The organism is Enterobacter sp. 03-F-07-AD-ECC (genome assembly GCF_047530935.1).
Classification (GTDB): Bacteria; Pseudomonadota; Gammaproteobacteria; order Enterobacterales; family Enterobacteriaceae; genus Enterobacter; species Enterobacter cloacae.
Genome location: NZ_JBLKBZ010000002.1, coordinates 136,268 through 149,273, shown reverse-complemented (window position 1 = coordinate 149,273; position 13,006 = coordinate 136,268). Strand labels below are relative to the sequence as shown.

The 13,006-nt window shown below is 55.0% G+C and carries 10 protein-coding genes; 1 reads left to right on the top strand and 9 read right to left on the bottom strand.

The window, feature by feature from the left end; genetic code table 11:
* Nucleotides 1-3: 3 nt before the first annotated feature.
* From yejF to ACMWKA_RS03510, 9 genes are all read right to left on the bottom strand, one after another.
* Nucleotides 4-1,593 carry a microcin C ABC transporter ATP-binding protein YejF gene (gene yejF, locus ACMWKA_RS03550; protein ID WP_414759993.1) on the bottom strand — a complete coding sequence of 530 codons (1,590 nt, stop codon included), beginning with the start codon at nucleotides 1,591-1,593 and terminating at the stop codon, nucleotides 4-6.
* Between the two features lies 1 nt (nucleotide 1,594).
* A complete protein-coding gene (locus ACMWKA_RS03545) occupies nucleotides 1,595-2,620 on the bottom strand; it encodes an ABC transporter permease (RefSeq protein ID WP_014832713.1) in 1,026 nt (341 codons plus the stop codon).
* Nucleotides 2,620-3,714 carry a microcin C ABC transporter permease YejB gene (locus tag ACMWKA_RS03540; RefSeq protein WP_058662031.1) on the bottom strand — a complete coding sequence of 365 codons (1,095 nt, stop codon included), beginning with the start codon at nucleotides 3,712-3,714 and terminating at the stop codon, nucleotides 2,620-2,622. The genes ACMWKA_RS03545 and ACMWKA_RS03540 overlap by 1 nt, the downstream gene beginning before the upstream one ends.
* Nucleotides 3,715-3,723: 9 nt before the next feature.
* Entirely contained in the window at nucleotides 3,724-5,529 is a 1,806-nt protein-coding gene (locus tag ACMWKA_RS03535) for an extracellular solute-binding protein (RefSeq protein ID WP_020690112.1), read from the bottom strand.
* A gap of 74 nt (nucleotides 5,530-5,603) precedes the next feature.
* On the bottom strand, nucleotides 5,604-7,160 hold the full coding sequence (locus tag ACMWKA_RS03530; protein ID WP_161669976.1) for a cyclic di-GMP phosphodiesterase: 1,557 nt from the start codon (nucleotides 7,158-7,160) through the stop codon (nucleotides 5,604-5,606).
* 128 nt (nucleotides 7,161-7,288) lie between these two features.
* The gene (mepS, locus tag ACMWKA_RS03525) at nucleotides 7,289-7,858 is read right to left on the bottom strand and encodes a bifunctional murein DD-endopeptidase/murein LD-carboxypeptidase (RefSeq protein WP_023619753.1); all 570 of its coding nucleotides are present in this window, start codon (nucleotides 7,856-7,858) and stop codon (nucleotides 7,289-7,291) included.
* A gap of 415 nt (nucleotides 7,859-8,273) precedes the next feature.
* A complete protein-coding gene (locus ACMWKA_RS03520) occupies nucleotides 8,274-8,987 on the bottom strand; it encodes a phosphatase PAP2 family protein (protein WP_029883087.1) in 714 nt (237 codons plus the stop codon).
* 33 nt (nucleotides 8,988-9,020) lie between these two features.
* Nucleotides 9,021-10,007, bottom strand: coding sequence for a CobW family GTP-binding protein (locus tag ACMWKA_RS03515; protein ID WP_062728896.1), 987 nt, complete (start codon nucleotides 10,005-10,007; stop codon nucleotides 9,021-9,023).
* A 123-nt stretch (nucleotides 10,008-10,130) separates the two neighbouring features.
* The gene (locus ACMWKA_RS03510; protein ID WP_414759992.1) at nucleotides 10,131-11,597 is read right to left on the bottom strand and encodes a mannitol dehydrogenase family protein; all 1,467 of its coding nucleotides are present in this window, start codon (nucleotides 11,595-11,597) and stop codon (nucleotides 10,131-10,133) included.
* A 204-nt stretch (nucleotides 11,598-11,801) separates the two neighbouring features.
* Between ACMWKA_RS03510 and uxuA the strand changes: the two genes are divergently transcribed.
* Complete coding sequence (uxuA, locus tag ACMWKA_RS03505) at nucleotides 11,802-12,992, top strand: mannonate dehydratase (protein WP_013097978.1); 1,191 nt, start codon at nucleotides 11,802-11,804, stop codon at nucleotides 12,990-12,992.
* Nucleotides 12,993-13,006 lie beyond the last annotated feature (14 nt).

Genomic DNA, 13,006 nt, shown 5'->3' with positions numbered 1-13,006 from the left:
GTGCTAGTCTGCCGATAACAGCTGGCGCGTGTAGCTCTGCGTCGGTGCAGTAAATACGCGCTGGCACTCACCTTGCTCGACCACTTCTCCCTGCCGTAGCACAATCACCTGATGGCATAACGCCCGCACTACCTGTAGATCGTGGCTGATAAAGATATAGGCCAGCCGGTGCTTTTCCTGTAACCCTTTTAACAGGGTCAGGATCTGTGCCTGCACGGTTCTGTCCAGCGAGGAGGTCGGTTCATCCAGGATGATCAGCTCAGGTTTGAGGATCAGCGTGCGGGCAATGGCGATACGCTGGCGCTGTCCGCCAGAAAATTCAGCCGGGTAGCGGTGGCGCGTCTCGGGATCTAACCCTACCTCTGTCATCACACGCCTGACCTCATTTTCACGTTGCAGAGCCGTCAGGGTAGGCTGATGGACGCGCAATCCTTCTTCGATGATCTGCAAAATACTCAGCCTTGGATTGAGCGAGGAGTTGGGATCCTGAAACACCACCTGCATGCGGGGACGTACCGGCAGCATCTGCCGACGGTTCCAGTGGTGCAGCGGCATGCCGTCAAACAGGATCTCGCCCTGCGAGGCAATTAAACGCAGCAGTGCCAGGCCGGTGGTGCTTTTGCCTGAACCCGACTCGCCCACCAGCCCCAGCGACTCACCCGGGCGCAGTGAAAAACGGATGTTCTTCAGCACGACGTTCTGGTCGACCACGCGGCGCAGAATACCTTTACGGATGGGGAAGGAGACAGACAGCCCCTCGACGTTCAACAACGGCGCGCTGTCCCCCTGAAGAGGCACAGGATCGCCTGAGGGTTCACTGTCGAGCAGCCGCTGCGTATAGGGGTGCTGAGGCGCGTTCAGCAGTGCGGCGGCGGTGTTCTGCTCTACACAGCGTCCGTTTTGCATTACGGCGACGCTGTCGGCCAGCTTTTTCACTATGCTCAGGTTATGGGTGATAAACAGCAGACTCATGTTCAGCTCGCTACGTAACTCCCGCAGCAGCTGCAAAATTTGCGCCTGCACCGTGACGTCCAGCGCGGTGGTGGGCTCATCAGCGATCAGCAGTTCCGGGCGTGTCAGTAGCGCCATGGCAATCATCACACGTTGACGTTCACCGCCGGAAAGCTGATGCGGGAAATCGCTCAGCCGTTTTGCCGCGTTGCGGATGCCGGTTCTGTCGAGGCAGTCGAGGATTTCCCCGCGTGCGGCCTCTTTGCGCATGCCCCGGTGCAGGGAGAGCACCTCGTAAAGCTGTTTTTCCAGGGTATGCAGCGGGTTGAGTGAGACCATCGGCTCCTGGAAAATCATCGCAATTTTATTGCCGCGGACGCCCCGCAGGGTCTGTTCGTCGGCGTGCAGCAGCGAGCTGCCGTGAAACAGAATATCTCCTTGCGGGTAGCTCACTGGCGGAGACGGGAGCAGGCGCAGAATGGAGAGTGCCGAGACGCTCTTGCCGGAGCCGGATTCCCCCACCAGCGCCAGCGTTTCGCCACGCTGGATCTGCAGCGACAGATCGCTGACCACGGTGCGCGTCTCACCCTGTTTCGAAAAGGCAATCGACAGATTATCGATACTGAGAAGGGGCTGCGTCATGTTACACCGCCTTGTTGGGATCGAAGGCGTCGCGCACGGCTTCGCCAATAAAAATCAGCAGCGAAAGCAGTACCGCCACGGAAAGAAAGGCTGTAATGCCCAGCCACGGTGCCTGCAGGTTGTTTTTGCCCTGCAGCAACAGCTCGCCGAGCGAGGGGGAACCGAGCGGTAGCCCGAAGCCCAGGAAATCGAGCGAGGTGAGGGTGGTGATGGAGCTGCACAAAATAAACGGCAGAAAGGTCAGTGTCGCCACCACGGCGTTCGGCAGCATATGGCGGAAGATGATCCCACGGTCGCTCACGCCCAGTGCCTGCGCGGCACGAATATAGTCAAAATTACGGGTGCGCAGAAATTCTGCGCGCACGACGCCCACCAGCGCCATCCAGCCAAACAATACGGTGATCCCCAGCAGCCACCAGAAGTTTGGCTGCACCACGCTCGACAGCAGGATGATCAGAAACAGCGTTGGCATACCTGACCACACCTCAATCACGCGCTGACCCCAGAGGTCAATTTTACCGCCATAGTAGCCCTGGACGGCACCTGCCACCACGCCCATCACGCTGGAGAAGAGCGTCAGCATCAGCCCAAAGAGGATCGAGATTCGGGTACCGTAGAGGATGCGCGCCAGCACGTCGCCACCGTTGGCATCCGTTCCCAGCCAGTTTTGCGTGGACGGGGGAGAAGGGAAGGGGGTCGTGGTGGCGAAATTGATACTGTTGGCGCCAAAACGGATCGGGGCCCACAGTGCCCAGCCGTGTTGATCAATCTGCTGGCGCAGCCACGGATCCTGATACTCCGCCGGTGTTGCAAATGGGCCGCCAAAGTCACTTTCACTGTAGTTATTAAGCACGGGCACATACCAGCGGTCGTTGAAATGCACCAGCAGGGGTTTATCGTTGGCAATCAGCTCTGAGCACAGGCTTAACACAAACAGGACGGCAAAAATCCATAACGACCAGTAGCCACGACGGTTGTGGCGAAAACGGGCCCAGCGGGCCTGATTGACGGGGCTTAAACGCGGCATCATCGGCCCTCAAAATCGATTCGGGGATCGACCAGCGTATAGCTGATATCACTGACGATATTCAGCAGCAGGCCAATCAGGGTAAAAATGTAGAGTGTGCCAAACATCACCGGATAATCCCGCGACACGGTGGCTTCATAACCCAACAGCCCCAGACCGTTAAGCGAGAACATCACCTCAATAAGCAGCGAGCCGGTAAAAAACATACTGATGAACGTGGCAGGAAATCCGGCAATCACCAGCAGCATGGCGTTGCGGAACACGTGCTTCCACATGATCTGTTTTTCACCCACGCCCTTCGCGCGGGCGGTGACGACATACTGTTTGCGGATTTCATCAAGAAAGGCGTTTTTGGTCAGCATGGTCAGAGCGGCAAATCCGCCAATCACCGTTGCCAGCACCGGCAGCGTGATATGCCAGAGATAGTCGGTGATTTTCTGATACCACGGCAGGATGCTGAAATCGGCGGATACCAGCCCCCGCAGCGGGAAGAGATCGAAATAGCTGCCGCCGGCAAAAAAGACAATCAACAGCACAGCGAACAGAAACGCCGGAATGGCATAGCCGATGATAATGAACGTGCTGCTCCAGATATCAAAACGGCTGCCGTTGTAGACCGCTTTGCGGATCCCAAGCGGAATGGAAACCAGGTAGATAATCAGCGTTCCCCACAGTCCCAGGGTGATCGACACCGGCAGGCTTTGTTTGATCAGGGTTAAGACCGAGGCACTGCGGAACAGGCTATCACCAAAATCAAACCGGACGTAATCCCACAGCATTTTGAAATAGCGCTCGTGAATCGGTTTATCAAAACCATAGCGATGGGTGATCTCGGCAATCACCTCCGGATCCAGCCCGCGGCCGCCGCGATAATGGCTTTCGCTGATATTCCCCACGCCCGTTTTGGCATGGCTTGCGCCCATTCCTTCTCCGCCACCGCCGGGCATCCCGCCGCTAGTGCCAAATTCAATCGCCGCAATCGCCTGATCGACCGGCCCGCCGGGCGCGATTTGCACAATAAAAAAGTTAATAGTGATGATGGCCCACAGGGTTGGGATGATCAGCAGGAGACGGCGGATTAGATACGCACCCATGATGATTCCTTATCGCCGCTCAGCTGGGAGTCTGGCGGCTTTGTTAACGTCATACCACCAGGTATCGAAGCCCAGCGAATAGATCGGGCGCACGGCAGGCAGCGAAAATTTGTCCCAGCGGGCAAGACGATCTTCACCCATATACCACATGGGCAGCATGTAGTAGTTCCAGGTTAACACTCTGTCGAGGGCGCGTCCTAATGGCAGGAGCTTCTGTTTATCGCCCTGTGCTGCCACGATCTTTGCAATTAGCGCGTCAACGACCGGGCTTTTTACCCCCGGCGCATTGTACGAGGAGTCGATGTAACTGGACGCCCAGGAAATCTGCAGGTCGGAGCTTGGCCAGGGCTGCGCGGGCCACAGGCTCTGCATCATATCGTAATCCCGGCTGCGCTTGCGGTTGGTCAGCTGGGCGATATCCACCTGGCGTATGTTCATTGTGATCCCCAGCCGGGCCAGGTTGTGCTTAAACGGCAAAACCCACTGATCGTTTGCCCCTGACGCGATCAGTAGCTCGAAGCTCAACGGTTTTCCCGTTTGGGCATTGACCCGTTTTTGATTTTTCAGGACCCAACCGGCCTCATCCAGCAGTTTGCTGGCTTTCAGCAAATTGTCACGATCAAAGCCGTTGCCATCGGAGGTGGGGGGATCAAACACGGTGGTAAACACTTCCGGCGGCAATTGTGCTTTGAAGGGGGCCAGCAGCGTCAACTCGTCGGCATTGGGGTAAGCGCGCGCCGCGTATTCGGTATTCTGAAAATAGCTGTTAGCGCGGCTGTAGGCGCCATAAAACAGCGCCTTGTTCATCCACTCAAAGTCAAAGGCCAGGGTAATGGCCTGACGTACCCGGCGGTCGTTAAACACCGGGCGCTGAATATTAAACGCCAGCCAGCGCGTGTCCTGGGCAGAGCTATTTTTGTGCTCGTCCTTGACGATGTAGCCTTTGGCGAAGTTTTTACCGATATAGCGCGTGGCCCAGTTTTTGGCGCTGCTCTCCAGGCGTAAATCGAAGGCTCCGGCCTTAAAGGCCTCAAAAGCCACGTTATCGTCCAGGTAGTAATCATAGCGAAGGGTGTCGAAATTCCAGCGCCCCCGGTTTACCGGCAGGTTGGCGGCCCAGTAGTCTTTTACACGGGAGTAGACCACATACTGCCCCATGCGCCAGTCGGTGATGCGGTACGGGCCTCCAGCCAGCGGCGGTGTGGAGAGCGGGTCGCTCAGCTTATGGGCTTTCCAGAACGATTCAGGCATTACGGGCAGGGAGAACAGGCTCAGCATATTCTCTTTATTCGGCTCGCTCAGCTCAATGCGCACGGTGAGCGGTGCGATGGCCCTGACCGACGCGCCTTTGTAGACAATACGGAACTGGGGAACGCCTTCAGTCATAAATTTATGAAACGTAAAGGCGACATCGCTTGCCCTGACCGGCGAACCGTCATGAAAACGCGCCCGCGGGTTTAGCGAAATTTCCGCCCAGGCAAAATTATCCGCATACCGCACGTTTTCGGCGATCAGCGGATAGTAGCTTCCGGGCTCATCATCAGAGGTGACAAACAGGGTATCGTAGAGAGATTCTGTGCGCGCCGCGGCCACACCGCGCAGGGCAAAGCGGTTGAAGTTATCGAACGTGCCGGTGGCGGAGAGCGTCACATTCCCGCCTTTCGGCGCGGCAGGGTTGACGTAATCATAATGGGTGAAATTCACCGCGTATTTCGGTTCACCAATCACGGCAAACGCAACGTCTTCTTTGATGGTTTGCGCCTGGCTGGACAGGGCCGTCAGTGCCAACAGCAACAGTATGAAGCGCATAAACATCTCGCGACAGCTCCCTCTTTAACAGACCGGCTCAGTTAAGCTGAATAATAAGTGACGTCACGGGCAATGTGAAATTATTCGCCAGCGTGCGTCAGGTCGGGCCGCCACTCACGGAACTGCTCCAGCGGCATCGGACGGCTAATCCAGTATCCCTGCAGGAAGTTAACGCCATGTTCGCGCAGCCAGGCCGCCTGTTCCGGCGTTTCCACGCCCTCTGCGACGGTAGACATGTTCAGCCGTCTTGCCAGCATCAGTACGGCATCAAGCACCGGTGAGGTGACGGTTTCTGTCCCGATGGCGTTAACAAAACCCCGGTCGATTTTGATGTAATCCATGGTGAAATGTTCAAGATAGATCAGTGCACTGTGGCCGGTACCAAAATCATCGATCGCTATCTCAAACCCTTCGTTGTGCAGCCATTCGAACAGGTTGTTGGCTTCACGGTGGTTGAGCATGTCGCGCTCGGTAATTTCCAGCACCAACTGGAAGTGATCCGGCGGCAGTAACTCTTTAAACGTGCGCATATCATCTTTAAAGCTGTCGGCGTGCAGATGCCCCGGCGCAATGTTGATACCGAGTTTTGCGCCCGGCGGTAGCTGGGTCTGTAATACCGGCGCATCGTGAATGATAAGGTCAAACAGATGCAGCGTGAGCGGAACAATCAGCTGCTGCGCTTCAGCAAAATTGATAAACGCATCAGGGGGGATCTCACCCATGGTGGGGTGCTTCCAGCGCATCAGGACCTCAACCCCCCGCATTTTCAGATCTTTTGCATCCACCACGGGCTGATAGACCACATAAAACTGGCCGCGCTTAATGGCGCTGAGGATCTCTTTGCCGGGATTAACGCGGATGGTGAGGATATAGAAATTCAGCGATCCTGCCGCAATGCCGCACACCAGCCCAAAGAAGAGGGCGTAGAGAATTTCGTCGCTTGTCCACTTTTCAGCGTACAGCTTAATGGTCAGCGGCACGGCCTTAAGCGTGGCGGTACGCTCGGGCACGGCATGTAAATCTTGCGCCCTGATCAGGGTACTGGACATGGTGGACAGCGCCATATCACCGATGATGATGGCAATCCCTGCGAAGTCGTCCTGGCGCGCGGTATAAAGCAGGTAGGGGGTCAGATTGAGATTAACTGACGTAAACACCCCGCCGTCTTTAACCAGAGGGTTTCGGTACCAGATGGCAATGGCGGGTTTATTCGGCAGCATAGGCGTGCCCGGCAGTAATGCCATATCAATCTTCTTGTTGATGTGCAGCTCAGGTATAAGGGCTTCCATCGGCGTATCCATCGGCCCGGTGGCCGACGAGCAGAAGGCGATTTTGTCCCTGACCAGCAAGAACGCGCGCACATTGAGGCTGAAGGCCGCGCGCGACGTCAGCTCGGCATTGACGTCATGGCAGTTGTTCAGCGTGAGGGGCTGAAGAACATCGATAGAGGTTTTCAACTCTTCGAAATAGCTCTCCATGTAGAGGCTCACATCGGTAATCAGGGTGTCGAACCGGACTTCCCGCTTGTGGTAACTCCAGAAAAATTGCAATGAACCCAAAAGCAGGGCAGTGACCAGACCTGTAATAATACTGAGGAACAGTATCTTGCGATGACTGGAAAAGTAGCGGGTGAACATAGACGTCGTGGTTCCTGAATTGCCGCTGGATGTATTCAGTGTAACGGGCAAAAAAAAACACCGCCGAAGCAGTGTCTTTTTTTCATCATATCGCCAGCCAAGGGATAACCAACGATACAATCATCATATTAACTGCGGGTCAGTACGCGACGCGCTTCGTTGTAGCGCTTCTTCCAGTATGGCTCGTTCATGCTGGAAATGGTCACACCGCTGCTGGTGGAGGCATGTACAAACTGGTCATTACCAATATAGATGCCGACATGTCGACCCGTTGAACCGGCACGGAACAGAACTAAATCACCGGTGCGCAGTTTTGTACGTGAAATCGACTTGCCCACTTCCTGCTGTTCGTAAGTTGAACGCGGCAGGTCTAACCCAAACTGCTCACGGAAGGTACGCTGTACAAAGCTGGAACAATCGATACCTTTTTTGGTGCTGCCGCCCAGACGATAACGCACGCCTTTCCAGTCAGCATACTGGTCCATAATACGGGACTTCACGTCCAGATTACGTACCATATTTTCAAATTCATCCTGAGAGGCTTGCAGTGACGAGGAATCTTCCATTCCCACAACACGCGTCTCAGGATGCATGTTCTTTGCGGTGTTCGATGTACTACATGCAGACAACAGTACCGCAACTGCTATCGCCGGGATCCCCCGCAAGATATATCTCAAAATCGGTTGAGATTTGACCATTTTGTTTATTTTCCCTTGAAGTCCTTAACGACAAATATCGTTATAAAAATGCCAAACGTGACGAGACTAATTATCTGTTCACAATGAGACAATTCTTTCTGGTCACATTTGTGGCGCAGCGCACAAATTTATTCACCAAGGAAATAATTATCTCTATGGGGCAAAACGAGTTCGAGATTAACCGATTGCCAGGGCTATTGCGAGTAAAAAAAGCCTTTTTTTTATAAGAAATTGTGATACAGAAAGTAAAAATCCGGCATTGCTTAAAATGCAGTCAGATCCGGCGCTTAATCACGCAATTGATTCATTTTTATCATGAAAGAGATGACGGGAAGATGACAGTGCGAAACGTTCGCGGCGGGAGATCTATCAGGGATCGCAATGATCCCTGATAGCGGACGTTAATTTGGGTTAATTATTTGTTTAATGCTTGTTGCTTTTTACCCGGCAGATAGCGATCGAACAGGGCTATTATCCGGTCGCTCAGCGGTGTCATCAGGCACCACGGTAACGCGACCAGCGCAACAGAGAGCGAGCCCACGGCAATATCGGTGAACCAGTGTGCGCCAATCATTACGCGAGGGAAGGCGAAAACCACAAAAATAATCAGGGCTATGGCGAATGCCTTCCTGCCGAAATAGCGCAGCATAACTGCACAAAAAATAAGCAGCATCATGCCGTGATCGCCAGGGAAACTGGCCTTCGAGGCATCTTTCGTTGGAATATGCAGCAATTCGCTGACGCGATAAATATCGGTAAAGAACAGCGTTGGGCTTGAGCGCTTGACCGGAATAATAGCCGTAGCCAGTTGGTTAATGGCCACAGCCAGCAGCAGCATCATCAGACCAATAATCATAATGCGGCGACGCCCGGTTTTGTCCTCTTTCAGCCAGAAAGAGAGCATCAGGCAGCCCATCGCTACCAGCGAACAGCCGTCAAACGCGCGGTTGTTGGTAATCGCCACCAGCCACAGGAAGGCATCACTCTTCACCAGAGCCTGGTTAAAGAAATGGAAGATGGCAGAATCCAGCGGAAACCAGAAACCGTGATCCACCGGGATATACCAGGAGAAAAAGAGCGCCAGTCCGGCGACATTGAGCAGCAAAATCAGGGGAATTCGAGTTGTCATAACATTCAGCATACAGGGAAATCAGGGGCAACGTTAGCCGCCCGAACTTAAACGAAGCTTCAACAGGCTGGACTGCAGGGCATTCCAGTCGGCGTTAACCGCACTAATTAACTCTATTCGGCTATCCGGGGGCGCAACATTCTGCGTTTCAATAAAGAAATCTTCACCCTGACGGTTGATGCGCACCAGGCCGTCGGGGGTGCGCATAATCCCCTTAACGCGATCGACCGGCGCCAGTCTTGCCCACTCAAGCACGCCTATGGTGTCGAAAACGGTGTCGGCATCAAAGATCCACCCGCAGGCCTGATGACCCTGACCGCTGTTGAGATTACGTCGCCAGCGCTGGTGTTCCGGCAGGCTCAACGCCGCCAGACCCTGCTTTGCGGGATGACTATGCGCATGCTCCGCACTGGCTGGCAGCTCGGTGAGGTTCAGGCGTGGCAGGTCGAGCAGGGCGACATCTATCTTCCCCTGAGTGGTTTGTACCCGCTGACGGTTGCCCCCGAAATGTTGCCACCAGGCATCGAATGCCGCCTGGCTTTCAGCCGTAGCCCGATCTTCTTTATTTGCGACGATAATATCTGCGCAGGCGAGCTGATCGCGGAAGTTGTCGTTGGCCACCGCTTTTTCATCCAGCAGCTGTCGCGGGTCGAGCAGGCAAAGCGTGGCGCGTAAGTTTATCCACGGCTCGTAAACCGGCGCGGTGAGTAAATCAAGAATTTGCTTCGGGTGGCCAAGCCCCGTCGGTTCAATCAGCAGGCGGTCGGGTTTACCCTGACGCAGCAGCGTGTTCAGCCCCACCTGCATGGGCAGGCCATTCACACAGCACATGCATCCGCCCGGGATCTCTTTGATCATGGCGCCGCTGTCAGACAGTAACGCGCCATCAATACCCACTTCGCCGAATTCGTTGACCAGCACGGCCCATTTTTCTGCCGGATCTTTATTGGCCAGCAGGTGGAGAATTGAGGTGGTTTTCCCGCTACCGAGAAAACCGGTAATAAGGTTGGTCCTGGTCACGTGCGCTCCGGTAGATAATTGTGATGATGTAACAATTATCTCTCATCCTGACGAAAAAAGGGCGCAATGAGAAGAGGAAGGGCAAACGGAGCGCATGTCCGTTCGCCTTAAGCGCAATAAACGTTAAAGATTTAACGTTTCGATAACAGCCTGGCGCGCCCCGAGGCGGGCAATACGTTGGTATGCCTGGTTCACCGACTCGACAAAAACGTGGTTTTGCGCGAGATCGTGACCAAAGACTTCGCTCAGCGTCAGCAGAGCGTTTACGCGGTTTGCGTCATTGCTGGCTTCAACCTTCGCACGGATTTTGTCGCTGAGCGGATCGCGGACATCAATCGTATTGCCTTGTTCATCTGTACCGCTGACGTAGTGGATCCAGCCCGCAACACCCAGCGCCAGCAGGGGCCACGCGCTTTGACGCTCCAGATGAATACGGATCCCATCCAGCATGCGTTGGGGCAACTTTTGACTGCCGTCCATCGCAATTTGCCAGGTACGGTGCTGCAGTGCCGGGTTGGCAAAACGGTCGAGCAGGCTGTCGGCGTAAGCCGTTAGATCAACGTCGGTGATACGCAGCGTAGGGGCCTGTTCATCCAGCATTAACCGCCGCGCGGCCTGACGAAACGCCTTATCCTCCATACATTCATTAATGTGCGCATACCCGGCGAGATAGCCCAGATACGCCAGGAAGGAGTGGCTGCCGTTCAGCATACGTAATTTCATCTGTTCCCACGGCAGAACGTCCTGCACCATCTGCACGCCTGCCACTTCCCACCCCGGGCGTCCGGCGACAAAGTTATCTTCCACGACCCACTGAATAAAGGGCTCGCAGCTGATGGCGCACGGATCTTCCACACCGAGTTCCTGCGCGACCTCCGCCAGCGAGGCATCGGTGGCGGCGGGCACAATCCTGTCAACCATTGTGCCCGGGAAACTCACATGGGTATCAATCCATCCGGCCAGGTCTTCAGAGCGTTTCTGCGCCATGCCGAGCACGGCATTTTTCACCACGTGGCCGTTATCCGGGATGTTATCGCAGGAAAGCACCGTAAAGGCGGGTAAGCCGCGTTCACGGCGGCGGTGGAGCGCTTCGACGATGATCCCTGGGGCGGAATGGGGCTCCGTCGGGTTTTCCAGATCGTGAACGATCCGGGTGTTTTGCAAATCGAGTTTCCCGGTTGCGGGGTCGATGCAATAGCCTTTTTCAGTAATGGTGAGGGAAACAATTGCCACCTGCGGCTCGCAAAATTTCTCAATGATGGCGGCCAGCGAGTCCAGTTTTGCATTCAGGCATTCATGCACGGCTCCAGTGATAATCGGCTGGTTGCCCTCCGCGCCTTTCTCCAGCACGGTGAAGAGGTGATCCTGCGCCCGCAGCTGGCTCATCAACACATCGCCGCTGAACAGACTAATCTCACAAATGCCCCAGTCGCCTCCTTTGGCATTCAGCACCCGATGGGTTAATAACGCCTGATGCGCACGGTGAAAAGCACCAAAGCCGAAGTGGACGATGCGCGAGCGCAGAAGCGAGCGATCGTAGCGCGGCTGCTGAACATGGGCAGGAAGCGGGGTGGAGGCAATTGTCTTCATGAAATACACACCTGATTAACCATTAATTAACAATGTCAGTGTAAAGTTATATGACAACAAAGAGAATTGGTAAGCCGTAAATATCGCCGTTCTGTGAGTTCGATCAATCAATCTGTGGCGCTGTGTTGACCCTCCTTATTAAACATGTATGGTAGTCGTCATCGCAGTAACATATATTGGTATAACAACTTTGGAGGATGGGCAATGGAACAAACCTGGCGTTGGTACGGGCCGAACGATCCAGTTTCTCTAGATGATGTGCGTCAGGCTGGCGCAACGGGTGTCGTCACGGCGCTGCATCATATTCCGAATGGCCAGGTGTGGCCGGTAGAGGAGATTCAACAGCGTCAGGCGCTGCTGGCAGAAAAAGGCTTAACCTGGTCTGTCGTGGAAAGTATTCCCGTTCACGAAGATATCAAAACCCATTCTGGGGAGTATCAGACCTGGATTGCTAACTATCAGCAGAGCATCCGCAACCTGGCGGCCTGCGGCATCGATACCGTTTGCTATAACTTCATGCCTGTTCTTGACTGGACGCGTACTGACCTTGAGTATCAGCTGCCAGACGGTTCCCGAGCGTTGCGTTTTGATCAGATCGCCTTCGCGGCATTTGAGTTACACATTCTGAAACGCCCTGGCGCGGAAGCCGATTACACGGCCGACGAGCAGCAGCAGGCGCGCGAATGGTTTAACGCAGCAAGCGAAGCAGACATTGAAAAGCTGACCCGCAATATCATCGCGGGCCTGCCGGGTGCAGAAGAGGGCTACACGCTGGATCAGTTCCGCGCCCGTCTGGCAGAGTACGGCGGCATTGATAAAAATCAGCTGCGCGAAAACATGGCGTACTTCCTGCGCGCGATTGTGCCGGTCGCGGAAGAGGCGGGCGTGCGTCTGGCCGTACACCCGGACGATCCTCCGCGTCCCATCCTCGGCCTGCCGCGTATCGTCTCAACCATTGAAGATATGCAGTGGCTGAAAGAGACGGTCGATAGCATCTATAACGGCTTTACCATGTGCACGGGCTCGTATGGCGTGCGTGCGGATAATGACCTGGTGCGGATGATTGAAACCTTTGGCGATCGTATTCACTTCACGCATCTGCGTGCAACCTGCCGTGAAGAGAACCCGAAAACCTTCCACGAAGCGGCGCACTTGAGCGGTGATGTGAATATGGTGGCGGTGGTGGATGCCATTCTGGCGGAAGAGGCACGTCGTAAACTGGCTGGCGATTTACGTCCTATCCCGTTCCGCCCGGATCACGGACACCAGATGCTGGACGATCTGCGTAAGAAAACGAACCCGGGCTATTCGGCGATTGGCCGCCTGAAAGGGATGGCAGAAGTGCGCGGCGTAGAGCTGGCGCTGAAGATGACGAAGTATCCTGAGCTTCTGTAAGTGCTGTTGCCCGG